The organism is Micromonospora sp. AKA38 (assembly GCF_027925725.1).
Taxonomy (GTDB): Bacteria; Actinomycetota; Actinomycetes; order Mycobacteriales; family Micromonosporaceae; genus Micromonospora.
In genome coordinates this window covers 280,173-304,904 of sequence record NZ_BNEI01000004.1, presented here as the reverse complement: position 1 = coordinate 304,904, position 24,732 = coordinate 280,173, and the positions used below count along the sequence as shown (strand labels likewise).

The 24,732-nt window shown below is 75.4% G+C and carries 19 protein-coding genes; 12 read left to right on the top strand and 7 right to left on the bottom strand.

Annotated elements, in window-relative coordinates; all coding sequences use genetic code 11:
- Nucleotides 1-11 precede the first annotated feature (11 nt).
- A complete protein-coding gene (locus tag TPA0908_RS16835; RefSeq protein ID WP_281939029.1) occupies nucleotides 12-1,310 on the bottom strand; it encodes an ABC transporter substrate-binding protein in 1,299 nt (432 codons plus the stop codon).
- Nucleotides 1,311-1,556: 246 nt separating this feature from the next.
- Between TPA0908_RS16835 and TPA0908_RS16830 the strand changes: the two genes are divergently transcribed.
- The 4 genes from TPA0908_RS16830 (at nucleotide 1,557) to TPA0908_RS16815 (ending at nucleotide 5,162) form a co-directional block, all read left to right on the top strand.
- Entirely contained in the window at nucleotides 1,557-2,669 is a 1,113-nt protein-coding gene (locus tag TPA0908_RS16830; protein ID WP_281939027.1) for a uroporphyrinogen-III synthase, read from the top strand.
- Between the two features lie 71 nt (nucleotides 2,670-2,740).
- On the top strand, nucleotides 2,741-3,763 hold the full coding sequence (locus TPA0908_RS16825) for an RICIN domain-containing protein (RefSeq protein ID WP_281939024.1): 1,023 nt from the start codon (nucleotides 2,741-2,743) through the stop codon (nucleotides 3,761-3,763).
- Between the two features lie 59 nt (nucleotides 3,764-3,822).
- Nucleotides 3,823-4,698: a chitosanase gene (locus TPA0908_RS16820; RefSeq protein ID WP_281939023.1), complete on the top strand. Its 876-nt coding sequence runs from the start codon at nucleotides 3,823-3,825 to the stop codon at nucleotides 4,696-4,698.
- A gap of 149 nt (nucleotides 4,699-4,847) precedes the next feature.
- Nucleotides 4,848-5,162 carry a hypothetical protein gene (locus TPA0908_RS16815; protein WP_107157677.1) on the top strand — a complete coding sequence of 105 codons (315 nt, stop codon included), beginning with the start codon at nucleotides 4,848-4,850 and terminating at the stop codon, nucleotides 5,160-5,162.
- On the opposite strand, the gene TPA0908_RS16810 is transcribed toward TPA0908_RS16815, so the two are convergent.
- Nucleotides 5,150-8,092, bottom strand: a complete 2,943-nt coding sequence (locus TPA0908_RS16810) for a helix-turn-helix transcriptional regulator (protein WP_281939020.1) — start codon at nucleotides 8,090-8,092, stop codon at nucleotides 5,150-5,152. The two genes, TPA0908_RS16815 and TPA0908_RS16810, sit on opposite strands and share 13 nt — an antisense overlap.
- Nucleotides 8,093-8,341: 249 nt before the next feature.
- Between TPA0908_RS16810 and TPA0908_RS16805 the strand changes: the two genes are divergently transcribed.
- Together TPA0908_RS16805 and TPA0908_RS16800 are read left to right on the top strand one after the other, a co-directional pair.
- Entirely contained in the window at nucleotides 8,342-9,781 is a 1,440-nt protein-coding gene (locus TPA0908_RS16805; RefSeq protein WP_281939018.1) for a chitosanase, read from the top strand.
- Nucleotides 9,782-9,863: 82 nt separating this feature from the next.
- Nucleotides 9,864-10,388: a hypothetical protein gene (locus tag TPA0908_RS16800; protein WP_281939016.1), complete on the top strand. Its 525-nt coding sequence runs from the start codon at nucleotides 9,864-9,866 to the stop codon at nucleotides 10,386-10,388.
- A gap of 21 nt (nucleotides 10,389-10,409) precedes the next feature.
- Here TPA0908_RS16800 and TPA0908_RS16795 read toward each other — a convergent pair whose 3' ends face one another.
- Both TPA0908_RS16795 and TPA0908_RS16790 read right to left on the bottom strand, forming a co-directional pair.
- On the bottom strand, nucleotides 10,410-11,081 hold the full coding sequence (locus TPA0908_RS16795) for a winged helix-turn-helix domain-containing protein (protein WP_281939014.1): 672 nt from the start codon (nucleotides 11,079-11,081) through the stop codon (nucleotides 10,410-10,412).
- 167 nt (nucleotides 11,082-11,248) lie between these two features.
- Complete coding sequence (locus TPA0908_RS16790; protein ID WP_281939012.1) at nucleotides 11,249-11,578, bottom strand: response regulator transcription factor; 330 nt, start codon at nucleotides 11,576-11,578, stop codon at nucleotides 11,249-11,251.
- A 183-nt stretch (nucleotides 11,579-11,761) separates the two neighbouring features.
- Here TPA0908_RS16790 and TPA0908_RS16785 point away from each other — a divergent pair, with 183 nt between their 5' ends.
- Together TPA0908_RS16785 and TPA0908_RS16780 are read left to right on the top strand one after the other, a co-directional pair.
- Nucleotides 11,762-12,475 carry a zf-HC2 domain-containing protein gene (locus TPA0908_RS16785; RefSeq protein WP_281939010.1) on the top strand — a complete coding sequence of 238 codons (714 nt, stop codon included), beginning with the start codon at nucleotides 11,762-11,764 and terminating at the stop codon, nucleotides 12,473-12,475.
- Entirely contained in the window at nucleotides 12,472-15,126 is a 2,655-nt protein-coding gene (locus TPA0908_RS16780) for a LuxR C-terminal-related transcriptional regulator (protein WP_281939008.1), read from the top strand. The genes TPA0908_RS16785 and TPA0908_RS16780 overlap by 4 nt, the downstream gene beginning before the upstream one ends.
- Here the strand turns inward: TPA0908_RS16780 and TPA0908_RS16775 are convergent.
- Nucleotides 15,089-17,935, bottom strand: a complete 2,847-nt coding sequence (locus TPA0908_RS16775; protein ID WP_281939006.1) for a helix-turn-helix transcriptional regulator — start codon at nucleotides 17,933-17,935, stop codon at nucleotides 15,089-15,091. The two genes, TPA0908_RS16780 and TPA0908_RS16775, sit on opposite strands and share 38 nt — an antisense overlap.
- 124 nt (nucleotides 17,936-18,059) lie before the next feature.
- On the opposite strand from TPA0908_RS16775, the gene TPA0908_RS16770 reads away from it, so the two are divergent.
- The 3 genes from TPA0908_RS16770 (at nucleotide 18,060) to TPA0908_RS16760 (ending at nucleotide 20,618) form a co-directional block, all read left to right on the top strand.
- Nucleotides 18,060-18,995 (top strand): RICIN domain-containing protein, encoded by a 936-nt coding sequence (locus tag TPA0908_RS16770; protein WP_281939003.1) that lies wholly within the window; start codon nucleotides 18,060-18,062, stop codon nucleotides 18,993-18,995.
- A 139-nt stretch (nucleotides 18,996-19,134) separates the two neighbouring features.
- Nucleotides 19,135-19,509, top strand: a complete 375-nt coding sequence (locus TPA0908_RS16765; protein WP_281939001.1) for a WhiB family transcriptional regulator — start codon at nucleotides 19,135-19,137, stop codon at nucleotides 19,507-19,509.
- 101 nt (nucleotides 19,510-19,610) lie between these two features.
- The gene (locus TPA0908_RS16760) at nucleotides 19,611-20,618 is read left to right on the top strand and encodes an RICIN domain-containing protein (RefSeq protein WP_281938999.1); all 1,008 of its coding nucleotides are present in this window, start codon (nucleotides 19,611-19,613) and stop codon (nucleotides 20,616-20,618) included.
- Nucleotides 20,619-20,672: 54 nt separating this feature from the next.
- Here the strand turns inward: TPA0908_RS16760 and TPA0908_RS16755 are convergent, their stop codons facing one another.
- Nucleotides 20,673-22,892 carry a hypothetical protein gene (locus TPA0908_RS16755; RefSeq protein WP_281938997.1) on the bottom strand — a complete coding sequence of 740 codons (2,220 nt, stop codon included), beginning with the start codon at nucleotides 22,890-22,892 and terminating at the stop codon, nucleotides 20,673-20,675.
- Between the two features lie 16 nt (nucleotides 22,893-22,908).
- The gene (locus TPA0908_RS16750) at nucleotides 22,909-23,970 is read right to left on the bottom strand and encodes a hypothetical protein (RefSeq protein ID WP_281938995.1); all 1,062 of its coding nucleotides are present in this window, start codon (nucleotides 23,968-23,970) and stop codon (nucleotides 22,909-22,911) included.
- Between the two features lie 160 nt (nucleotides 23,971-24,130).
- On the opposite strand from TPA0908_RS16750, the gene TPA0908_RS16745 reads away from it, so the two are divergent.
- Nucleotides 24,131-24,727, top strand: a complete 597-nt coding sequence (locus tag TPA0908_RS16745; protein WP_281938993.1) for a sigma-70 family RNA polymerase sigma factor — start codon at nucleotides 24,131-24,133, stop codon at nucleotides 24,725-24,727.
- The last annotated feature ends 5 nt before the right edge of the window (nucleotides 24,728-24,732 follow it).

The window sequence follows — 24,732 nt, the reverse complement described above, 5'->3', positions numbered from 1 at the left end:
GGCCCGGTCCGCTACCCGATGCCGTACACCTTCTTCGCCGCGTCCTCCAGGCGCTGCGCCACCACCCGCGCGTCCAGGCCCTTCGCGAGGAACTCCTGGAGCAGCACCCAGAGCGCCGCGTTGCTACCGCCGCCGAAGCGCTGCGGCGTCAGGTCGGACAGGTCGAACCGGAGCACGCGCGCATCCACCACGGCGGCGGCCATCGCCCGGGTGGTCGGATCGGGATAGGCGCGCTGGTCGAATTTGGCGTTGGCCGAGATGAACCCGCCCTTGCCCACGATCAGCGCGGCGGCCTCCGGGGATGCCAGGAACGTCATCACGGCGCGCGCCCCGGGGGTGTCCTTCAACTGGACCGCCTGGTCGCCGGCGACGACGACCGCCGGCGCCGAGTCCTTGATCGACGGCCACGGGAAGACCTTCGCGGTCTCCCCCACGCGGGACCGGCCGAGCCGGGTGATGTCGGCGGCGACGAAGTCGCCCTCGAAGAGCATGGCGGCCCGCGGCGTGGCGCCGAACACGTCCGCGATCGACTGGGCGAAGGTGATCTGCGGTGCGCCGGCGGGTCCACCGAGGATCGTCCGGGGCGTGCGCCAGTACGCGCCCAGCAGCGTCAACGTCTCGACGACGGCCGGGTCGGTCCAGGGAATCTCGTGGCGGGCGAGTCGGTCGTACTTCTCCGGCCCACCGATGCGCAGGAAGGCGTTCTCGAACCAGTCGGTCAGCACCCAGCCGTCACCGCCGGCGGCGACCATCGGGGTGGTGCCCGACCGGACCAGGGCGCGCGAGACCACCCGGAGGTCGTCCCAGGTCGCGGGCGGCGCCACGCCGGCGGCCCGGAACGACTCCGTGCGGTACCAGATCACCGATTTGTTGGCCACCTTGAAGTAGAAGCCGTACCGGGTGCCGCCGACCGCGCCGAGCCGCTGCCACGCATCGTTGTAGTTCGCCGTGACGGCGTCCGCGGTCCGGCCGCTGAGTGGGACGAGCGCACCGCGTCCGGCGAGCGCGGCGACCACACCCGGCTGGGGGACGAGCGCGACGTCGGGTGGCGACCCGCTCGCGATGCGGCTGTTGAGCAGCACCGGCAGGTCGTTGCCGCCGGCCGTGTACCGCACGGTGGCGCCGGTCCGCGCCGCGAAGGCGTCGAGTACCGCCTGGAAGTTCTCCCGTTCGGTACCGGACCAGGTCGCCGCGACCTCGACTGTCGTACCGGCCAGGTCGGGGTCCGGGCGGGGCGGGCCGACGATGTCGTCACAGGACGCCAGGAGGACCACGGTCGCGACGGCGGCGAGGACCGATCTTCGTGCCATGGGGTCTCCAACGGTCCGCGGTTGCCGGTCCTCCGATCGGGGGTCCCGCACAGTGTTGAACGCGGTCAGGTTTCCGACCAGCGACGCGCCTGTGACGTGATGCAAACGACGAGAACCTCACAAGATCCTCGCGGGCGTGAACGCCACTCCGTCACCAGCCGTTGGACAGGTCGGCTCCGGCCGACGTCCCGGGTGTGGGGCCCGGAGCGGGAGCGGGACTCCGAGTGGTGGTGCGGGGAGGCAGGGATGCGGGACCTGGCTGGCTACACGATCGCGGTCGCCGCCGAGCACCCCGGCCGGCACGAGTTGTCCGCACGCCTGCGGGCGGTCGGGGCGTGGCCCGTCGACGTCCGGCCCGTCCGCGCGGTCGGGCCGGCTGATCCGGACGCCGCGGCGGAGGCGACCCGCCGGGCGGTCGCGCGACCCGTGCACGACGTCGTCGTCTTTTCCGCCCCCGGGCTTCGGGCCTGGCTGCGGGTCGCTCAGGAGTCGGGTCACGGTGACCGGGTCGCGGCCCTGTTCCGCGAGGCCCGGCTCGTCGCCCACGACGCCCGGGCCGCCGACGTGCTGCGCGAGCTGGGCGTCGCCCCGTCCCGGCCGCCCGCCCGCCACACCGCCCGGGATCCCGATCGGTGGCTGCTCGATCAGCCGATGGCCGGTCGCCGGGTCGTCGCCGTCGTCGGGTCGGATCATCATCGCGAGTGGTGTGCCGCGCTGGGCCGGCGCGGCGCCGACGTCGTCGAGGTGGCGACCAGCCGGGCCCTGCCGCCCCCGCGCGCCCACGAGCTGCGCCGGCTGTGGACGGGAATCGTCCGCGGTCACGTCGACGCGGTCGCGTTGACCGGTCCGGCCACTGCGGTGGACCTGCTGCGCCGGGCCGACGCCGACGGCGTGCTGGACGATGTGCGCGACGCGTTGACCGACCGCGTGCTGGTGGCCTGCCTCGGCCCGCTCACGGCGGCGCCGCTTCGCGAGCGGGGCATGACCCCCGTCGTCGCGGCGGCTCCGTGCCTCGGCAGCCTGCTGGCGGCGTTGGTGGAGCAGGTGCCCGGCCGAGGACCCACGCTTGACGTCGACGGCCACCGGATGCAGATCCGCAGCCGATCCGTCGCGATCGACGGTCTCGTGGTCCCCGTGCAGGCCGGACCCATGACGGTCCTGCGGGTGCTCGCGCGCTCGCCCGGGCGCGTGACGTCCTGCGCCGAGATCCGCGGCGCCTCGGCGGCCTGGTCGGGGGTGAACGACCACGCGGTCGAGATGGCGGTGTCGCGGCTGCGGCGGGCGTTCGACGACACCCCGTTGGCCGGCGTCGACCTGGTGCAGACCGTCGTTCGCGGTGGATACCGGCTGATCGCCTGACCGGACCGGCGCGCTGCCGGACGGCCACCCACGGCCATCGAACCGGGCCCAGGTCTGTCCGTTGTAAGGACATGGACTCGACACGAAGCGGCCCGCCGCTCGGCCCCGACGACTGGCCGGCGGACGGCGCACTGTTCGGCAACCGGCCACCGATCCGGTCCCACCGCCGGCCACGGGACCGGCGACGGCGACGGCCCCTGCGGGTCCTCGTCAGCGGCGCGATGGTCGGCGCCATGGCCTGGTCGGCGACCGGTTGGACGACCGCCGTGCCGCATCACCGCGACGGCCTGGCCACCACGCAGGATCCGCCGGCCCGCGACCTCGCCGTCGGCGCGCCCCCCACGGCGCCGCACCCCGCCGGAGGCGGTGCGCCTGCCACGGTGCCCCCCGGTGCGCCCCGTCCGATCGGCGACGCCTCCAGCGCGGGCCCGACCCCGCCTCCGGTGGCGACGCCGAGCCGGCCACCCCTGCGCCCGGTGGCCGCGACGGCCGGCATCACCGTGGCGCCCGCGCCACCACGGGGCAGGTCCGATGCGCGGCCGGCGGCGCCCGCGCCGACCCCGACGACGCGACGCCCGGAGCCGCCGGCGGCGACCCGGACCAGCATGCCCGCACCCACCACGGCACCGGCCACCCCCACCGCCGTGGCGCCGTCGAACGGCGGCACGGTACGGCTGACGAACCCGACGAGCGGCCAGTTCGTCGGCGTACGCGACGGGTCGACGGCCGACGGCGCCGGCATCGTCCAGCTCACCGGCACCGGCGACGCGGCCCGGTGGAAGCTGGTCGCGACCTCCGGCGGGTGCTATCAGCTGATCAACCTGCGTTCCGGGAAGGCCCTGGACAATCCCGACGGCGGTTACGACGACGGCGCGCCCATGCAGCAGTGGGAGCCGGCGAGCGGTAACCCCAACCAGAACTGGTGCTTCCGGTCGGTCGGCTCGAAGCGGTACTCCATCCGCAACATGGCCAGCGGCTCCCTGCTCGACCTGCGGGACGGGCGCACCGGAAGCGGGGTGCCGATCCAGCAGTGGAGCGCCGACCCGGCCGCCCCCAACAGCAAGCAGACCTGGCAACTCGTCCGCGTCGACTGACCGGCGAAGCGTGTACGCCCTGCCTCGGTGCTCTAGTCTTGTCGGCGAGCAGGCGTGGTGTGTATCGACTCTCGCCACTGGAGTGGTGCGTGGGCTACCTGGACGTCCGTCGTCGCCGGCCGCGCGTGTCCTGGACCGCGCTACCGACCGTGACCGCCGCCGGTCTCGTCCTCGCGCTGCTCGTCGGAGCGCACGAGCCGGTCGGGGTGGACGCCGAGCAACGTCTCGTGCTCAGCCAGTTGGAGAGCGCCCTGCTGCACGACACCGCGCAGCCGCAGTACGCTCGCGCGGTCCGGCAGTTCGACTCGCGCGGCTACCTGCTCGGCATCGGTGACTTCTCCACGGCCAACGGCGAGGCGTTCGAGGTCGTGCAGAGCTATGCCGCCCAGGTCGGCCCGACCCCGCTGTCGAGGAGATACCTCACCGTGCTGGCCCGGCTCAGCGCCGACCAGGACCCCTCCGTCACCGATCTGGCCGGGCTGCCGGCCGCCTGGGCGGAGGCCAGCGCGGACGCCCGGTTCCGGCGGGCGCAGGACGACGTCCTCGAGTCCCGCTACTTCGCGCCGGCACTGAGCCTGGCCCGCACGTTGGACATCAGGACGCAACTGGGCGTGGCGATTCTCTTCGACTCGATGCTGCAACACGGCAACACCGACGACGTGGACTCGCTGCCGGCGCTGGTCCGCCGGGCCACGCACCGCGCCGGCGGTCCACCCGGCACGGTCACCGAACGCGAGTGGTTGTCCGTGCTCCTGCGGGAACGCCGGGCGACCCTGACCAGCCCAGCCGACCGGGAGCACCGGAACACCTGGCCGTACACGGTGGGTCGGGTGGACGTGCTCGCGGCACTGCTCGACGACGGCCACGACACGCTACGGCCGCCCCTGACCGTCGCCCCGTACGGCACACCGCGGCTGGTGAGTCCCACCTTCTGATCCGACGAGGCTGAACGATCGCCGTCGGGGATCCGTTGTGACGGCGTGCCCGGCACCGGTTCCCGCCCCGGCGAACGGATCGGGCACTCCGATGAGAGGGAGGTACCACATTGTTCAGGACTGGACGGTGGCGTCGCGCCGTCGCCCGGGTGGCTGTTCCGCTGATGACGGCCGGCCTTCTCGCCACGGTCTCCGCCGCCCCGGCCGAAGCCGCCGCGCCCTACCAGCTTCAGCTCTGCTCCCAGGGACCGTGGACCAACGCGCTCGTCAGCGGGCCTGACGGGAGCTACTCCACCAGGGGCGTCCCCTCGTACAACTGCGGGTGGTTCAGCCTCCCGTCCGGGATGCTGACGATCTCCTTCATGGCCGGATCGACCTACGTCGGGTCGTTCTGGGTCTCGGGGTCCGACGGCGCCTGCGCCGTCGTGTACGGCAACTGGCACGGCGGCTTCTACCGCTGTTGAGGGTCGGCGGGGGCGCGGTCGCGCCGCGCCCCCGCGGGCAGCCCCCGCTCGCGGTGGAGGGCCACGATCTCGGTACGGGATCGGCAACCCAACTTGGCCAGGATGTGCGACACGTGGGTCTGGACGGTGTTGCGGGAGGTGTACAGCTCGGTCGCGATCTCCGGGTTGGACCGGCCGGCGGCCACCAGGCGGCACACGGTGACCTCGGTCGGAGTGAGGGCCTCCCACCCGGTCACCGGGCGGCGCCGGCGGGTGCCGCGCCTGCCCCGGCGGACACCGATGTCACGCAGGCGCGCCTCGGCCCGGCGGCTGTTCCACCGGGCGTCCAGGTCGGCGTACCGGTCGAGCGCCTCCTCGAGCGCCGCCCGGGCCTCGGCCAGCCGGCCGGCCCGACCCAGCACCGACGCGGCGTCCTCGAGCGCGGTGGCCTGGTCGTGGATCTGGTGGACGGTGGCGAATCCGGCCGCGGCCGCGAGGAGCCGGGTCGGGTCCTGGTCGACGAGTCCTCGGCAGTGCTCCGCCGCGGCCAGGCTGACCAGGTCACCGCGCTCCTCGGCCTGCGCGACGCAGGCGCTCGCGGCGGCCCGGGCGACCTCGTCGCGGCCCACCTCCACGGCGATCCGAACCGCGGTGGCGCTGAACACGCAGCGTTCGGGGGTGAGCCGGGGGAAGCACCGGGTCGAATCCGGGTCGAGCAGGGACAGCCACCGGTCCAGCGCCCGCTCCGGCCGCCCGTCACGCTCCTCGACGAGGGCCTGCGCCGCGTGCACGTAGTCGGTCATCCCGGCGGCGTCCGGGGTCGGCGGCTCCGCGGCGGCGGCGGCCAGGTACCGCGCGATCAGCTCGTCGTCGCCCCGGTTCGCCGCGATCAGCGCGCCGACGCCGAACAGCATGCCCCGGACCACCGCTCCCCGGTGCAGCAGCTCGGCCGCCGCGTCGAGCTCGGGCAGCGCGTCGTCCCAGCGGCCCATCAGGAAGTTGATTTCGGCGGCCTGGACCCGCAGCCAGGCCAGCCGCAGCGGCGTGCCGGCCCGCTCGGCCAACGTCAGCGCGCGGCCCAGGGCCCGGGCCCCCTCCTCGGTGCGGTTGAGGTTGTAAAGCGCCGTGACCCGCAGCCCCTGGAACAGCAGGTGCAGCTCCACCGTGGCGGGATCGTCGCCCAGGATCGCCAGGCCGCGTTCCGCCTCGGCCAGCGAGCCCGCCGAGTCGCCGAGGGAGATGCCGGTCGCCAGTGACCAGGCGAACAACGCCCAGGCGACGGCGATCCGGTCGGGCACCCGCTCCCCGTCGGCCTCGGCCGCACGCGCGACGGTCAACGCCTCGTCGAAGCGCCCGAGACCGGCCAACGTGACGGCCTGGATCGCGCGCACGCGGGCCCGCCACCGGGCGTCGAGGCGGTCCGCGGCCAGCGCGGCCACGGCCAGGTCGAGCGCTTCGACCGGGCGACCCAGGGCCCGCAGGACGACGACGTGGCACCACGTCATCCGCCCGATGACCTCGACGTCGGTCGCCTCCCGCAGCAGCGGGACGACGGCCGCGTCCACCGCCTCGTAGTCGCCGAGGTGGAACAGCGCATCGACCAGGTGCATGCCCAGCACGGACCGCCGCGGATCGTCGTCGCCGACCTGGGCCATGACCCGCCGCAGCAGCTCGGCGGCCAGGCCGGCGGCGCGCGTGGTCACGGACGGGGCGGCCCGCAGCAGCCAGTCGACCACCCAGCCGCTGACCGGCCCGGGGCTGGCCTGGAGCTGGGTCACCACCAGCTCGGCGGGCTCCCCCGCCTCGGCCAGCCGCTGCGCCGCCTGCCGGTGCAGCGCGTTGCGCATCGCGGCCGGCATGGACTCGTAGAGCGCGTGCCGGATCAGCGCGTGCCGGAAGGCCAGGTCCGGGTCGGCGTCCGTGAGCACGCCGGCCGCGAGCGCCTCCTCGATGACGTCGACGAGGGCCAGCGGGGACCGCTCGACCAGCAGCGCGAGGTGTTCCAGCCGGAAGCCGGCGCCCAGCACCGTCGCGGCCCGCAGCACCCGCATCGCCGGCTCGGACAGGAAGCTGAGTCGGGCGCCGATCGCCGCCGCCAGCGACCGCGGGGCCGCCGCGTCGGCGTCGTCGAGGTCGAGCGCGCCGTCCTCGGCCCGCCGGACCCGACTGCCCCGGACCAGGGCGTCGACCAGTTCCCGCACGTACAGCGGATTGCCGCCGGCCTGCCGCACCAGGGCCCGCAGGCCCGGTCCGGGCCGGGCCTGGGCCAGCCGTTCCACCAGACGGTGTACGTCGGTGTCGGCAAGCGGGTCGAGCGGGAGGTACGCCCCGCCGCCCGCCGTCACGGCCCGCCGCAGCCGGTCGACCTCCTCCCGCCGGGGAACCGGCCGCGCGGCGGCGACCAGCAGGAGTGGCAGCTGTCGGGTCGCCTCGTCCAGCCTTCCCCAGACGGCGAGCGTGGTCTCGTCGGCCCACTGCATGTCGTCGACCACGATCATGACGGGTCCGGCCGCGCAGAGCCGGTCGACCAGCACCGTCAGCAACTCGGCCGCGGCGGTGACGGCGTTGCCGGTGCCCGGGCTGTCGTCGCCGTCGCGGCCCCACAGCCGCTCGGCGATGGCGGCCCGGTCCGGGTCGGTGCTTCCGGGACCGACCCGCAGGGCGTCCAGCAGCACCCGCAGCGGGAAGATGTCCGCCGCCTCGGCCGCACGCGCGGTGAACAGGGCGATCGCGCACCGGCCGACCCGGCCGGACAGCTCGGTCAGAAGGGCCGTCTTGCCGACGCCCGGCTCGCCGTCGATCCACACCGAACGGCCCCGCCCCGAGGCGAGATCGGTGACGACCTCGTCGAGGGTCGACAACTCGGGATCGCGGCCCACCAGGTCCGCCGACGCCGGCACCCGTGACCGGCAGGTCACGTCCGTGGTCCGAGGTCCGGCAGGTTCGCGCATGGCTGACTCCCTCCCCGGACCGGACGGCGGTGCCCGCCCGCGGTCAACCGCAGGGCGGCGCACCGGCCACAGCCGACAAGTGTCGCACCCCGCGCACGAGGCCGGTGACACCATCTTCACGTCGGTGATCGGTTCTGCCATCATCTGTCCGGCTCCAGCACACGCTGCGGCACCGGCAAGTCGACGTGAGGGGGCGGGGTGCCGCAGGGCCGACCGACCGCGCGATCCCGATTCCGGCCCGGGCTCCCGATGCTCGCCTGGCCGGCGATCGTCGTGGTGATCGTGGTGGGGTTGCTTGTGGTGTGGGCGATCGAACCCGACCGCAGGCTGACCGTCACCCCGGAACAGCGGCTGATCATCGAGAAGATCCGCAGCGTCCTCATGCACGACGCGGACGCCCCCCAGTACGGGCGGGTGGTGGACCAGGCCGACGGGCGCGGCTACGTCGCGGGCACCGGCGACTTCTCCACGGCCGGCGGTGAGATCGTCGCGGTCCTGGACACCTACACCGCCCGGGTCGGCGCCAACCCGCTGTCACTGTCCTACCTGCCCGTGCTGAAGCGGCTGGCCGGCCGGCGGAGCCCGGCGGTCGGTGAACTGGCCGGGCTGCCCGACGCGTGGCGCCTGGCCAGCAAGGACCCCCGCTTCCGGCAGGCCCAGGACGATGTGGTGGACGACAGGTACTACCAGCCGGCGATGCGGACCGCCACCGACCTCGGCCTGACCACCCCGCTCGGCCTGGCCGTCATCTACGACACGCTCCTGCAACACGGCGACTCGGCCGATCCGGACGCGCTGCCGTCGATCATCTACCGGACCGAGGTCCGCGCCCACGGCCGCCCGGGGAAGGTGCCCGAACGCGACTGGCTGTCGGCGTTCCTGGCGGAGCGGAGGGCGACGTTGACCAACCCGTCGGCCCCGCAGCGCCGCGCCACGTGGCCGTACACGGTCGGTCGGGTGGACGCCCTCGGGAGTTTGCTGGCCGACCGGGACGACGACCTCCGGCCGCCGCTCACGCTGAGCCCGTACGGACGCCGGCACGTGCTCGACCTGACGCCCTCGATGCCGACCGTGGCGGACAGCACCACCCACCCGCCCGCCACGCCCTCGCCGTCCGCCGTCCCTCGTTCGGCCTCCCCGCGCCCGGCCGTGCCGTCGCCCACGCCGGTGGGATCACGCGCACCGTCCGCCACGACCGGCCCGCCACGACCGTCGAACAGCCCCGCGGCCGCGCCCACGGCGACCACGCCCCGCGACGGGCTGCTGGTCCGGGTGGTCGCCACCAGCGGCAGGTCGCTCGGAGTGGCGGACGGGGCGTCCTTCGCCGGCGCGAAGATCGTCCTCAGAGGGGGGACCGGGCCGGCCGAGCGGTGGCGCCTCATCGCCGCGCCGTCGGGCTGCTTCCACCTGGTCAACGTCAGGTCGGGCATGGCGCTCGACAACCCGGACGGGACGTGGACCAACGGCGTGCAGATGCAGCAGTGGGAGTACGGCTGGGGCACCAGCAACCAGAGCTGGTGCTTCACCTCCGTCGGCCGGGGCCGGTACTCGATCCGCAACCTGACGAACTACTACCTGCTCGACGTCCGCGACGGCGGCACCACCGACGGCACCGCGGTCCAGCAGTGGGGCGCCGACGCGGCGGCTCCGAACGCCAACCAGACCTGGCGTCTCGTACCGGCTGGCTGACTGCGACGAACCTCGCGCCCGGTCGGTCCGTTGTGACTGGCGAACGACTCCGAGCGACGGCGGCAGGGAAGGGCGGGCAGCCATGCCAGCGATCAGGGTAAGGACACGGCCGGGGAGCGCACCCACCCCGATCCGCAAGCCTGACGGCACGTTCTACCGCTTCGAGCTGACCGAGCCGGGCGACCGTTGGCGGGCCTACGCCGACGAACCGGCCGACCTGGTCGCCGAACTCGCGCCCTGGTACGCCGCGGGGTCGGCGGCCGGTCGGGCCGCCGCCCGACAGTCGATCGCGCAGCGGCTGCGGGCGGTCCTCCAGGCGCAACTGCTGGCGTTCAGCGACGCTCGGGAACACACCCCGGAGCAGATGCACGCGCTCCGCGGCACCGCCGACCCGGCGGCGATCACGGTCTGGACCACCGAGACGCCGCTGGTGTTGATCGAGGGCGCGTACGCCCCGGCCGGGCTCCTGCCACGTCCGGTGGCCGAACCGCCGGCGGAGATCCTCTGGATCGACCCCGCCAGCGACGAGAGCCTGCTGCGCTCGCTGCACTACCTCGGCGCCCTGGTGCTCGAGGAACTGGCCGAGCGCACCGCGGACCGGTCGTGACCCCGTCCGTCCGGAAGGTGACTACCGCCGCTCGGTGAACGCCAGCCGGTAGCCGGTCCCCCGGACGGTCGCGATGGCCGCCGGCGCGCCGAGCTTCCGCCGGAGCCGGGCGATGACCACGTCGACCACGTTCGACGTGGGGTCGGCCATCTCGTCCCAGCAGTGCTCGATCAGCTCCGTCCGACTCACCACTGTGGGGTGGCGCATCATCAGCCGCTCCAGGACCGCCAACTCCTTCGGGGTCAGGCTCAGCAGGACGTGGTCCCGGCGTACCTGGCGCCGGGCCACGTCGAACTCGAGGTCGCCGGTGCGGAGCACGGCGGGGCGGATGGAGCCGCGCCGTCGGCACAGCGCCCGCACCCGGTGGACCAGCTCCGCGGTGGCGACCTGCTTCGCGACGTAGTCGTCCGCGCCCGCCTCGAAGCCGGCCAGCCGGTCGCGCACGTCGTCCCCGGCGGCGAGCAGCATCGCCGGCACCGCCATGCCGCGCCGGCGGAGCAGGTGCAGCCGGTCGGCCGAGTCGCCGTCGGCCAGGAACCGGTCGAGCACCAGACAGTCGTACTCGTTGACCGCCAGTCGCAGCTCGGCCTGACGCCAACAGTTCGCCACGTCGACGGCGAGCCCCGACGAGCGTAGGGCGAGCACGGTGGTGTCCCGCACCGAGCCGCCGTCTTCGAGGATCAGGATTCGCATGCGTCTCGCTCCTCACGCCGGGCAGCGGATGACCGTCAACTGTGTCGAGGACTACGGCGGGCGACGGCACGGGTTCATCCGGCGCGGCGTCGTCTCGACCCGTGGTCGGTCCGCTCGCCGGCTCAGCCGGCCGCCGGCGCCCGGACGCCGACTCAGCCCGGGAGACGTCAGGTCGCGTCCGGCGGACTGAGCCGGACCGGCTCGGACCGCTCGGCGTCCGCGACCCGCCACCCTCCACCGCCCGTGACGATCAGCTCGCGCCCCAACCGCGCCCGAAGCCGATGGATGATCACGCCGATCTGGTTCGTCCGCGGCGGTCGCATCGCGGCCGGCATGGCGTGCCAGATCCGCTCGGCGGTGCAGGGCAGTCCGCGTGCCTGGACGAGGACGCGGAGCACGAGGAACTCCCGCCAGCCGAGTCGTGCCGCGGACAGCCGGTTCCCGATCCAGGCCCGGCGTCCGGTCTCGTCGAGCCGGACGTCGCCGAATGACAACACGCTTGCGCCTCCCTCACCGTGCGTGGTCCGCATTGTGGCCCGGGGTACGTGAGGATTTGATGAAGCGCCGAGGAGCGGGTTTCGGCCTTGTGAAATTCTGCCCGTCGGTCGAACGAGTGAGCCTTCCCATCCGATGTCAGAGCGAGATCAGCGGGGTGACCCGTCAGGAGGAGACGCGCCAGCATGGATGCCACCAACGGTCGGGGCGGATCGCACGTCAGCGATCAGATCGACCTGTACCTGACCGGAGCGCTGGACGCGGAGCGCGAACAACGTTTCGAGGAGCACCTGTTGCGGTGCGCCTCGTGCCGCACGGAGGCGGACGAGTCGAGCGAGGTGGCGCTGGCCGTGGCCGCGCTGCCGTCCGGGTTCGTCGCCGAACTCGAAGACGCGGACCGGTCGACGCCGGCGGGCGGCGACCGCGCGTCCGGCGCGACGTCCGCCCGGCCGGCCGGCCGTGGCAGCTCCACCTCGGACAGCCGCCGCCCGCCGCCGCGCCGCCGCTCACGTGCCCGCCCGGTGCTCGCCTATCTGGCCACGCTGCTGGTCGGCGCGCTGCTCGGCGGCGGCTGGACGCTCTACCAACACCGGGAACCGGACCCGGTACCCGCCGCGAACGGCACCGCGACGGGGACGCAGGGCCAGCTCGCCGCCACCGTCACGCCCCGGTCCGGCGGCGCCGAGGTACGCGCGGTCACCGTCGGACTACGCCCGGGCGTACGGTACGAGCTGCTCGCTGTCAGCACCGACGGCCGTACCCTGGTGGTGGCCGACGGCGTCGCCGCCGGCGGTCCGCAGACGATTGTGGGGACCGTCCGGCTGCGCCCCGACCAGTGCCGCTTCTTCGCGGTGATCCAGGGAGCGGGAGACGTCCTGTTGGTGGCCCCCGCCGGATGACAGCACCAGGACGGACGCCGGATCGCGCGCCCGGGCCGGTGGACGACGGGGCGGCCCGGCCGCTCGTGGGCCGCGAGTCCGAACTCGCCACTCTCGTCGCCCTCCTGAACCGGGTACGGGCCGGGCGCGGCGGGGTGGTGTGGCTGGAAGGCGCGGCCGGCCTCGGCAAGACGGCCCTGCTGTCGGCGCTGCTGCGCCGGGGCGCGTCGACCGGCTGCACGGTGCGGGCCGGCGCCGGTGACGACCCGAGGTCGCTGGACGCGGTGTGGGGCCTCACCGACCACCGGCCGGTTCATCCGTCCGGGATCACGGAGTCCGTCGACCAGGTCGATGCCGCGGTCGCCGCGCTCTGCGCGAGTGGCCCGGCCGTGCTCGCCCTGGACGACCTGCATCGCGCCGGCCACGCCACCGTGCTGGCCTGGAACCGGATCAGCCGGTCGGCGGCCCGACTTCCGCTGCTCCTGGTGAGCGGTTGCCGGCCCACCCCGTACCGGGAGCCGGTCGCGACGCTGCGCGAGCTGGTCACCCAGCACGACGGTGAGCTGCTGGTGCTGGGTCCGCTCGGGGACGCCGAGATCGTCACCGTGGCGGCCGGGCGCCTGGGCGCCCGACCGGGCCCTCGGCTCGGACGCCATCTGCGGGCGCTCGGCGGCAGTCCCGCGCGCGTGCTCGGCCTGCTCGACGACCTGGACGCGGCGGGCCTGCTGCGCCGCGCCGGCGGGCGGGTCGAGTTGGGCGGCGACGACGACCGCGCGGCCGCCGCGCTCGACCGGTACGCCTGCGCGGGGGTGGCCGAGCCGAACCGTCCGATCGTGCGGATGGCGGCGCTGCTCGGGCCGAGGTTCGACGCCACCGAACTGGCCGCTGCCGGTGGGCTGCCGCTGCCCGCCGTCACCACCGCGCTGTCCGACGCGGTCGAGGACGGCGTGCTCGGCGACGACGGGGACCGGTTGTCGTTCCGGCACGACGTGGTGCGGGACGCCGTCGCCCGGTCGTTCCCGGTCGCGGCCCGGCGCGCGTTCCACCGGGCCGGCGCGCTCGCGTTGCTCGCCACTGGCGCCGAGGCCGGGGTGGTGGCGAGGCACCTGCGCGAATCCGGAGAGCTGCCGCCGGCCGCCCGCGACTGGCTGGCCCAGCTGCCGGAGTCGACGCTGCTCACCGACCCGGCGCTGTTCTCCGACGTGCTGGGCCTGGGTCCGGTCGACGCCCGCCGCTGCATGCTCGACCACTGGTTGGGCCGGCATCGACGGGCGGCCCGCACCGCGCTCGCGCTCGCGGCGACCGCCGAAGCCCGCCCCGGGGCCGCCGCCGACCTGCGCCGGCTCGCCGTTCGCGCCCTGGTCCGCGACGGGAGCCTCGCCGAGGTCGACGCCATCTGCGCCGACACCGACGATCCCCGCCTGGCGGGCTGGCACGCGGTGGCGCTGGCCGGGCTCGGTCAACTGGCCGCCGCCCGGGAACGGATCCGCGGCCTGGCCGGCGCGCCGCAGGACGGGCCGACGGCCGCCGTGCTGGCGCTCGCGAGAGTGCGCGCCGGCGACGGCCGGCTCGTCGCGGACCACCTGGCCGCCGTCCGCGACGACCTCGGCGGCGACAGCGAGTCGGCCGAGCTGCGCGGGTTGCTGCACGGATGTCTGATCGACCTGCTCGTGCAGACCGGTCCACCGGACGCGCTGGCCGGGGCGATCCTGGAGGCCGGGCCACTCGCGGCCCGTACCGACCCCGGCCTCGCCGCGTGGCTGCGTGCGACGGCGGCCCGCGCCGGCTACCTGGCCGGCCGGTGGGACCTCGTCGGCGATGCCGAGCCCGGGCTGGCCGCGCTGGTGGCCCGGCACCGGTCGCCCCCAGACGCCACGACCGCCAACCGGTCCCTGAGGTCCGTCGGGCGCGAGGACGAACTCGACGCGATGGCCGCCGAGCAGGTGGGCGACCTGGCCGGGGCGTTGCGGGCGCGGCATCGGGCGCTGGCCGCCGCGCTGGAGGCCCGCCCCGCCCGGCTGCACGGCGCCGAGCACGTGGTCCGCCTCGCCCTCGCCGTCGGCGACGACGTGTCCGACGTCGTCCGCCGCTGCGAGTGGGCGGCGGCCGAGGAGGCGCTACCGGTGCAACTCGCGATCGCCGCCCTGGTACGCGCGATGCCGGACGCCGACCCGGCGGCCCTGAGCCGCGTCGTCGAGCAGCTCAGCCGGCGCGGGGCGCCGCGGCAGCACGCGTACGGGCTGGAGGAACTGGCGGTCGCGCTGGCCCGGGCCGGTGACCGGGCCGGCGCCGGGCGGGCGCTGCGCGAGACCGTGCGGCATTACGCCTCGGTCGGGTCGGTCTGGGAGATCGCCCGGGCCGACCGGCGGCTCGGCCGCTACCGGGTGCGCCGCCGGACGCCGGCCGACCAGCCCACCTCCGGCTGGGCCGCCCTGACCCCGGCCGAGTTCCGGGTCGTCCGGTTGGTCGCCCGGGGGATGTCCAACCGGGACATCGCCGACGAGCTGTATCTCAGTCAGAACACCGTACAGACGCACCTGGCCCGGATCCGGGCCAAGCTCGGCGTGCGGTCCCGGCTGGACATCGCCAGGGCGGCCGGATTCCAGGCCGAGCCGGGTGGCGAGGTCGGGCCGGTCAGGTGCCGACGGTCCGGGCCCGGGCGGTCGACCTGACACCGGTGCCGGCCGGTGGCGCGACGGCCGGTTCGTGGAGTGCCACGTCACGGGCGAGCTCGGTGCGGGAGCGCCGGCCGAGCTTGCGGAGCACGTTGGAGACGTGCGTCTGTACGGTGTTGCGGGACAGCATCATCTCCCGGGCAATGTCCGGATTGGACAGTCCCTGGGCGACCAACCGGCTGATCCGCAGCTCGGTGTCGGTCAACGACTCCCATCCGTGCCGGACCGACCGCGGCGACACCCGGGTGCCACGGCGGATGCCGTACGGACGGAACCGCGCCGCGGCCCGGCGGAGGTCCCAGTCCGCACCGACCCGCGCGTACTGCTCGCTCGCCCGCAGATAGTGGCGACGCGCCGCGTCGACGTCGCCGGCGCCGGCCAGCAGCACCGCCGCCTCCTCGGCCGCGAACGCGCTGTGCAGGGGCCACCCCCCGGCGAGGAACCGTTCGGCGACCGCGAGCAGGCCGGCCGCGTCGCCGTCGAGCATCACCCGGCAGGCGACGGCGCAGAGCTGCCCGTCCCGGCTCGGCGGCCGGGCGGCCTCGACCGCGGCGCCGGCGGCGCGCGCGATCTCGTCGGCGCCGACGGCCCGGGCCAGGCGGATCAGCGGGAGCGCGTCGGCGCACCGACCGTCGCGCTGGACCCCCGCCGGCAGGTCCAGATAGCGTGCCCGGATCAGCAGCGCCTGCCGGTGGTCGCCGGTCGACTCGGCGCGCAACGCGAGCGCCTCGTCCAGGTGCGGGCCGGCGGCGGCCGGCGGCTCGTCGGGGTCGGGGTCGGGGATGCCGGCGGCCCGCAGGTGGCGGTTGCCCTCCTCCGGCTCCCCACGCCGGTAGGCGATGACCGCACGCATCCCGTGCAGGTAGCCGAACGCCGGGTGGCGCAGCGCCGACGCGTCCATCTGCGCGATGTGCATCAGGGCGTCGTCCCACCGGCCGCGCCCGAACAGGAAGCCGGCGGCGTGGGCGTGCACCGTGGAGGTCCGGTACGTGCCGACCCGCTCGGCCGCCACGAGCACCTCGTCGAAAGCGGCCTCCGCGTCCGGCGATCCGAGCGCGCCGAGCCGGGCGGCCCGGTTGCCGGCCATCAGCAGCCGCTGGTCCAGCGACTCCGGGTCGTCGCCGAGCACGGCGAGACCCGCGTCCAGGTGGGCGATCAACCGATCGCCGCCGTCGACCACGGCCAGGGCGCTGTGCGCGTAGGCGACACCGAGCGGATCACCGATCGAGGTGGCGAGCGCGAGCGCCTGCTCCCCCACCGACCGGGCCGCCTCGGGCGCGCCGGCGAACGCCTGCGCGTTCGCCCACCAGGCGGCGGCCCGGGCCCGCCAGACCGGCGCGGCGGCCGGGTCGGTGACCGAGGGCGCGACGACCCGTACCGCCTCGTCGAAGCGGCGCAGCCGGGACAGCGAGCGCAGCACCTGGATCCGCAGCCGGGCGGCCAGGTCCGGGTCACCGGCCGAGGCGACCGCCTCCGCGCCGAGCCCGGTCACCGTCTCGTCGTCGCCGACCCAGAACGAGACGAGCATCAGCTGCCGGACCAGGACCCGCCGCCGGCCGTCGGTGTCGGGTACGGCGTCCACGGCGCGGCGCAGCAGCCGGGCGTACGCGGCCGGGGCCGCGTAGAGCGTCGACTCGGGCCGCTCGGCGAGCCAGCCCAGGGCCCAGCCGGGAAGCGGGTCGGCCGCCGCGGTGAGGTGCCCGGCGACCGCCCGGTCCGCCCGGCCCCCGTCGGCGAGCGCCCGGGCGATGTGCCCGTGCAGGCCGGCGTGCAACGCGGACGGCGTCTGGGTGAGCAGGACCTGCCGCAGCAGCTCGTGCCGGAACCGCACCCGGTCGGCGGCCAGCTCGACCACGCCGGCGGCCGAGGCGGCGGCCAGCGCGTCCGTCGCGTCCCGCGCCAGCACCAGGCGCAGATCCTGCCGGGTGAAGTCGTTTCCCAGGAACGCGGCCAACCGCATGGTCTGCAGGCAGTCCGGGCTCAGCACGCCCAGGTGGCGCCCCACCGCCCCGGCCAGGGTCCGGGGCACCAGCTCCGCCACGCACAGCTCGACGGAGCCGTCGGCGAGCATGGTCAGCTCGTCCTCACCCAGCGTGCAGAGAATCTCCCGCAGGTAGAACGGGCTGCCGGACGCCGTGTCGAGCAGGGCCGACAGCCGTGGCCCGGGCGGTCCGGTCAGATGGGCCCCGGCGAACGCCGCCACGTCGTCCGCGCTCAGCGCGGACAGCGTCAACGTGACGGTCGCGGCCCGGCCCAGCGGGTCGCGGGCGCCGCCCGGCTCGTCCCGGTCGGGCCGGGCGGTCAGCACGAGCAGCAGGGGAAGCTGGTCGACCTCCCGGCCGAGCCGCTCGGCGAACGCCATGCTCGCCTCGTCCGCCCAGTGCAGGTCCTCCAGCACCAGGACCAGCGCCTGGTCCGCGCAGAGCTTCTCGACCAGCTCCACCATCCGCTCGGACGCCGCCAGCACCGGGTCGGCGTACGGCAGCTCCCCGGCGGCCTCCCCGGTGAGCAGGCGGGCGATCTGCGCCCGTACCGGGTCGTCGGACCAGGTGGACACGCCCAGCGCGTAGGCCGCCACACACAGCGGGAAGACCTGCATGAGCTGATCGGCGTGCCCGATGTGCACCCGGCAGCCGCGCGCGGCCGCCCGCCGATCGAGCTCGCCCACCAGGTGCGACTTGCCCAGGCCGGGGCCACCCTCGATGCGGAGGACGCCGCCCCGCCCCGCCACGACGTCGTCGAGGGCGGCGTCGATGCGGACCAACTCGGCGCTCCGGCCCACGGTGACGCGATCGGCGAACCGCACCGCCTCACCATAACCACGACCGGTCACCGCACAAGAGGCCGACTGTTCGCCGTACCGATCGAACGACCGGCCCCCGCCCGACGTTGTGGATGGCGAATCGTCGATCCGGAGGAGGCGTAGGAGCGTGAAGCGTTCCGCGAACGAGGACGACGGCTGGGCGTCCGACGGCGCGTTGTTCACGCGGCGCGGCCCGATCCGGTCGCACCGGCGGTCCGGCCGCCGGCGGACAGGGCTCGTCCGGTTGGGCGCCGTCGCGGTGGCCACCTCGGTCGCCGCCGCCAGCTGGAACACCGTGGCCGGGCTGTCCGACCGGGCACCGACGTCCGAGGCCGATCAGTCGTCGACCGGCACCGAGGCGCCGGTCGAGCCGGTGCCGCCCGAGGGGTGGGGCGACGCGACGGCGAGCCCGACGCCGACGGCGCGGCGGGCCCCGACCAGCCCGCCGGCCAAGGGCCCGGCCGGACCGGCGGCGCCACCGACGTCGGGGTGGTCGGCGGCGCCGGCGTCGCCGGCCGCCCCGGCGCCACGGCCGGCCTCGACCACCCCGCCGGCGACGGTCAGCGCCGGGCCCACCCCGCCACGGGCCACCATGACCGCCGGGCCGTCGGCGGTCGCGCCCGGCAACGGTCTGATGGTCCAGGTGATGAGCCGGGCCAGCGGCCTTCCGGTCGGGGTACGGGGCGGATCGACGTCGGACGGGGCCTCGGTCGTGCAACGGTCCACGGCCGGCGCGGCCACGCGGTGGCGCCTGGTGTCGGCCGGGTCGGGCTGCTACCAGTTGGCCAACGGGTCCTCCGGCAAGGCGCTGGACCTCACCGACGGCAGTCACGCCGACGGCACGCCGATGCAGCAGTGGACGATCGGCCCGGGCAACATCAACCAGACCTGGTGCTTCCACTCCGTCGGCGGCGGCTGGTACTCGATCCGCAACGCCGCCAGCGGAGCGCTGCTGGACCTGCGCGACGGCGGCGCCGGCGACGGGGTGACGATCCAGCAGTGGGGCGCCGACCCGGCCGCGCCGAACGCGCACCAGACCTGGAAGCTGCTCCCCGCGGGCTGACGGGCGGCACCTCGTGCGGGTCCCGGGTGAACCCGGGGCCCGCCTGTTCGTAGAGAACGGTGAGTCTCCGCCGTCGTACCGCCGGTGGGCTGCGGTGGCGGACGAACGGGAGTTGTGCCGGGTCCGGAGGAGGTGGGACGTGGGCGAGGAGACGGCGTCCGGTTGGTGGCGGCAGGCCGCCTGTGCCGGCTCGGACGCCAACTGGTGGACCGACAACTGCCCGGACCGGAGCCTGGCGGTGCGCATCTGCCTGGGCTGCCCGGTGCGCAAGGCGTGCCTGGCCGACGGGCTGGCCAACGGCGACAACGGGATCATCCGCGGCGGCATGCTGCTCTATCGGACCCGGCGGCGGACCGAGGCGGTGCCCCTGCTCTGCGCGCAGTGCAGGCGTTCCCCGGTCACCTGCGGCCGCACGGGCGCGGGACGGTACTGCGGTCAGCGGTGCGCGGCGATCGCCCGCAGCCGGCGGGCCGCCGACCCGCCGCGGGTGGGCCGCCGGCCGCACCTGTGGTGAACCCGGACGGCCGGCGGTACGTAGTGCCGGGGATCGTCGTTTCGGACGGGCGGAACCGACCGCCCCGCCGGATCGACACGGTGGAGAGGGAAGACACGACCGTGAACCGAGATCCTCATGAGGACGAGTGGGACCAGGCGCAGGACTGGGAACGCGCCGCCGGTGACGCCGATCAGGACGAGCCGCGTCTCGTGTGGACCGTCGCCGAGGCCGAGGCGGCGGAGACCGGCGGGAACACCGACGAACCGGCCGACCCGGACGTCACCGCCGACCCGGACGTCACCCCCGTTCCGGACCGGCCGCGTCGGCCGGCGGTGCCGGTCAAGGTCATCGTGGCGGCCGGCGTACTCCTGCTCGCGGCGGCGATCTGGGTGACCGCCGGCGGCGACGGGTCGCGGCCCACCGCGTCGCCGCCGTCCGGCTCGGAGATGCCGGAACCCTCCGCGGTGCCCGAGCCGGGCTTCACCGAGCTGCCCACGGAACCCACCGAATCACCGAGTCCCCCGGAGCCGCCGTCGGCTCCGGCGTCGAGCGATCCCGCGCCGGTCGCGGGCCCGCCCTCGCCCGCCGCGTCGCGGTCCCCGGCGGCGCGACGCCCGCCCGCACCCCGTTCTCCGCAGCCGTCGGCGGTCCGGCGGGTCACGCGCCCCGACCACATCGCACCGCGGGCCGGGATCACCGTGCGCCTGGTCAGCCTCGCGACCGGCAAGTCCGCCGGGGTCAGCCAGGGTTCGGGCGCCGACGGGGCGCGCATCACGCAGAGCGGCGACGCGGCCGGCTCGGCGCAGCACTGGCGTATGGTGGCGGGCCCATCCGGCTGCTACCAGCTGATCAACGTCCGGTCCGGCAAGTCGCTCGACAACACCGACGGCACCTCGACCAACGGAACGCAGATGCAGCAGTGGACGTGGTACCAGGCGAGCGCCAACCAGTCCTGGTGCTTCCGGAGCGTCGGCTCCGGACGGTACTCGATCCGCAACATGACGAGCGGATTCCTGCTCGACGTCCGGGACGGTGGCACCGCCGACGGGGTCGCGGTCCAGCAGTGGAACGCCGACCCGGCCGCCCCCAACGCCAACCAGACCTGGCTGCTCGCCCCGGTCTCCTGACCGGCGCGCGGGGCCGCCGCACCGACGCGCGCCGGCCGGCCGTCAGCCCGGGCGTCACCCGAGCCCGGCGAACGGTCGGCCGGCGTCGGCGAAGCCGATCGGCGCGATCAGCGGGGCGTCCCCGTCCGGCGCGTCGGGCACATCCCGACGCAGTCGGGCGAGCAACTCGTCCGGATCGGCCGGCCGACCGGCGCCGAGATCCGCGAGGTACACCCGGAACCGCTCGCCGACCGGGTCGACGGCGAGTACCTCGAAGCGGCTGCCCGGGGGAAACACCGCGACCGGCGCCCCGGCGACGAAGACGCCGTCCAGGCGGCGGGCGGTCATCGACCAGATGACGTACTCGACCGACGCGGCAAGGTGGCCGCCCGGGACCAGTCGCGCGTCGACGAATCCGGGTTCGGTGAGGTGCTGGCCGGGCGTGCCGACCGCCGGCACGCCGGTGGCGGCGAAGACCGGACCGAACACCACAGGCAGCAGCGGCAGCGCCGCCACCACGCCATTCGCGACGGCCGCCGCGCGTGACGCCCGGTCGCCGTCCACCGGCTCCGATCCGGATGCCGGCGCTTCCCGCAGGTAGGCGTTGACGTCGGCCCGGTCGTGCGTGCCGTAGACCCACAACGCCACCAGCTCCGGGCGCGGTTCCTCGCCCGGGGTCACCGCGGCTCTGTGGTGCGCGTCGGCCAGTTCGGCGGCGTACCGGGGAAAGGCCGGGCCCAGCGCGGCGAGCAGCCCGGAGGCCGGGTCCATCCGCGTGCCCTCCGCGTCAGCGGCGGCGGGCCCGGACGCGGGTGGCGGGTACGGCGTCGACCGGGCGGCCAGGTCGTCCAGCCCGGCACCGGAGGCCGGCAGGACCGAGCCGACCGGGCGCGACGGCGCAGCGGGCCGGTGGGCGCGGAACCCGGCCGAAGCCAGCAGCACCCCGGTCGCGGTGAGCGCCACCGGGCCGGCCGAGGTGAGAACCGTGGCGTCCCGGGCGGCGGCCAGGTCCGCGGCGAGCGAGGTGGGGCGGCCATCGTCCGGCCCGGCCAGGACCAGCGGTCCCACGCCGGGTCCCAGGACCGCGGTGAGCAGGTCGGCGAAGTCGGTCGCGTCGATCACCCGGTCACCGACGACGAAGCCGTCGTGGTCGGTGGCGACCTCGACCACCGTCCCGGCGGCGGCGGACGTGACGCCGAGGTCGTCGGCGCCGTCCAGGAACGACCATCCCGCGGCGGTGGCATGGCCGGTGACCGGCCGGCGGCCGGTGGTGTATGGACCGGTGCGCGGTGCCGGGCCGGCCGGATCCGGGCCGGGTGGGGTCCAGGAACCACTGTGCGGTGGCGGACCGGCGGCGCCCGCGGGCCGCCCCGGTTCGGCGGCGTCCGGCGGCACGCCGCCGACCGGGTCGGGGCCGTCAGCCGACGGGAACTCCCCGACCGCCGCGACCACCGTGCCGTCGGAGGCCACCGGCACCAGCCGCCGGCCGGTCGGGGTCAGTGCGGGCACCGCCGAGCGCAGCCGCACCGGCAGGTGACGCAGCCGTGCCGGGGGTGTGCCGGCCGGCACCGCGCCGGGCAGCAGCACCAGCCGGGACACCGGATCGGGCCGCAGCGCGGCCACCGCCCGGCACAGTTCCGCCACGGGCACCGGCGCGCCGCACCCGCCGACGAAGATGGTGGCGGCGTCCGGCTCCCGGGGCAGGCCGCCGACCGTCCCGCCGGGCCGGACGTCCGGCGGAACCAGCCACAGCCCGGCGGGCACCGGGCGGGCCACCAGGTCCGGCCCGGCCCACCGCTGCGGCGCGGGCAGCGTCGACCACGGCGGCGCGGGTGACCAGGGCGGTTCCTCCCGTTCCTCGGCCGGTCCGGCACCGCCGACGGCGTACCATCCGGCCCCGGTGTCGGGCAGATCCGGGCGGCGACCGTCGGGCTCGGCCACCGACACGCAGGTGCCGTCCAGCGCGACCGTGACCGGGCCGAGCGAGACCGTGACCGGCCGGCCGAGCCGGCGGGCGACCAGACGGGCGCCGTCGCGGCGGGCCGCCGCGTCCGGCCCTCGACCGAGCAGGACGAGCCGCAGGCGGTTCTCGGACGGCGGTGCGCCCGCCAGGGCCTCGGCGACGAGTGCGAAGAGCCCGTCTCGACCGGTCACCGCCGGCGCGGTCACCAGCACCGTCTCCGGGTGGGCCCGCTGGAGGGCGGTGGTCACCGCCCGTAGCGCGCCCACCGGCCCGGTTCCGCCCCGCAGCAACAGCGCGGCGCCGAGCGCCTCGACGGCGACCGCGGCGCTCACCGGCCGTCCCCGGACCTCACCACGGACCCGCCGTTCCCGCGTCGGCCAGCGCCCGCACCGCGAACTGGGCGGCGATGGTGTCCGGTGCCCCCGCCCGGTAGCCGGCCGAGCGGATGTGCCGCAGGAAGTCCTCCTCCGGCGCCAACCCGTGGGTGCGCAGGTAGTAGGCCACGCCGTCCGACCACACCCACGCGCCGTCGGACCGGCAGGTCATGGGCACCACGGCCGGCCCGCCGCCGACGACGTCGTCCATCAGGGCTGTGCTGGCCAGGACCGGCACGCCTCCGGTCAGGAAAGCCAGAATCCGGTCTCGCTCGGCGGCGTCGAGATCCTCCCGGCCGGACGCGACGCCCGGCTGTACGCCCGGATCGAGCAGTCGTGCCACCCGGGGCCGGACCCGCGCGGCAGGGGTCGCCCCGGTGCCGTCGGCGGCCCAGATCAGCGCCGCGACGGCGAGGGCGGCCCGCTGGTACGGCGGCAGGTCGTCCGGCTCGGCGAAGAGCTCGACCTGCGGGTCCGTCTCGCCCGCGTGCTCCAGCACCTCTTGCAGGCGGGCCGCGACCAGGGCGAGCAGTTCCCCGTCGGCGGCGGCCCGGACGAGGTACACCCGTCTCGGCGGTGGCCACGCCGTCAGCCGGTCCGGCGACCGCCAGACCCGCCACACCGCGCTCGCCGTCCCCTCCGACTCCAGCTCGACCGCGTCGACGCAGGCCCGGTCGATCTGATCGAGGTCGTCGGCCACGCCGTCCATCGGTGCCGGGTCCGCCGCGCCGGCCGGCGGGACCGGCTCGCCGTCGGGGAGCGGACCGGCCGGCGGGGTACGGGTGAACACGACCGGCGGGAGGACGGGCCGGTCACCGGCGCGCAGCACCGGCGGGACCTCGCCGAGGGCGGCCCCGATCCGCTCGGCGTCCCGGTCGACGAGGGGGAACCGTCCGATCGTGGCCGCGTATCCGACCATCGCGGCGACGTCGCCGGTCACCCCCCGGACGAGGCTGTCGCGGGCAACGCTGACCAACGCGTCGGGCACCCAGCCGGCGACCCGGAGGAGCAGGTGGTGGTACGCGGCGACCGTCACAGGACGCCTCCTTCGGAAACGGTCGGGCAGTGGTCCGTCACCGCTACTTCGTCGCACCGGTTCGAAACGTTCACACGCGTGCAAGAAATCACTGGGCTCAACGATGTCTCGCCGGCCGGATCACGGGAGCGTCATGACAGTGACGACAATGGAGGGTCCGATGACCGCGATGGCCGATCATCCCGCCTGGAACCCGCCACGGGGGCGGTCGGGCGAGGCGCGGCAGGCCACGCCGGCGGATGCGGCGGCCACCCCCACGAGCCGGGCCGACGCCCAGCTCACCCGGCTGCACGAGCTGCACAGCAAGCAGTTGCTGAACTATCTGGTCAAACTCACCCTGGGCGACCGCAAGCTGGCCGAGGATCTGTTGCAGGAGACGTTCGTCCGCGCCTGGCGTCACCTGTCCCGCAACGGTGACACCGACATCGACACGTTCCGGCCGTGGCTGTACACGGTGGCCCGGCGCCTGGTCGTGGACATGCTGAGGTCGCGCCGGTCCCGGCCGTCCGAGGTGGTGATGGACGATCTCACCAAGCTGTCGGTGTCCGAGGACACCATCGCCGACGTGGTGTCGGCACGGGCGGTCCGCGAGGCGCTGCTGCGGTTGCGGCCGGACCAGCGCGGTGTGCTGATCGAGCTCTACTTCCACGGCCGCACCCCGAGCGAGGTCGCGGAGCGGCTCGGCGTCCCGGTCGGGACGGTCAAGTCGCGGGCCCACTACGCCAAGCAGGCGTTGCGCACGTATCTGAACCAGTAGGGAGC

Excerpts from the sequence above, each read along its gene's own strand:
- TPA0908_RS16835 (WP_281939029.1), bottom strand. The coding sequence starts at position 1,310 with ATGGCACGAAGATCGGTCCTCGCCGCCGTCGCGACCGTGGTCCTCCTG.
- TPA0908_RS16830 (WP_281939027.1), top strand. The coding sequence starts at position 1,557 with ATGCGGGACCTGGCTGGCTACACGATCGCGGTCGCCGCCGAGCACCCC.
- TPA0908_RS16825 (WP_281939024.1), top strand. The coding sequence starts at position 2,741 with ATGGACTCGACACGAAGCGGCCCGCCGCTCGGCCCCGACGACTGGCCG.
- TPA0908_RS16810 (WP_281939020.1), bottom strand. The coding sequence starts at position 8,092 with ATGCGCGAACCTGCCGGACCTCGGACCACGGACGTGACCTGCCGGTCA.
- TPA0908_RS16805 (WP_281939018.1), top strand. The coding sequence starts at position 8,342 with ATGCTCGCCTGGCCGGCGATCGTCGTGGTGATCGTGGTGGGGTTGCTT.
- TPA0908_RS16800 (WP_281939016.1), top strand. The coding sequence starts at position 9,864 with ATGCCAGCGATCAGGGTAAGGACACGGCCGGGGAGCGCACCCACCCCG.
- TPA0908_RS16795 (WP_281939014.1), bottom strand. The coding sequence starts at position 11,081 with ATGCGAATCCTGATCCTCGAAGACGGCGGCTCGGTGCGGGACACCACC.
- TPA0908_RS16785 (WP_281939010.1), top strand. The coding sequence starts at position 11,762 with ATGGATGCCACCAACGGTCGGGGCGGATCGCACGTCAGCGATCAGATC.
- TPA0908_RS16780 (WP_281939008.1), top strand. The coding sequence starts at position 12,472 with ATGACAGCACCAGGACGGACGCCGGATCGCGCGCCCGGGCCGGTGGAC.
- TPA0908_RS16745 (WP_281938993.1), top strand. The coding sequence starts at position 24,131 with ATGACCGCGATGGCCGATCATCCCGCCTGGAACCCGCCACGGGGGCGG.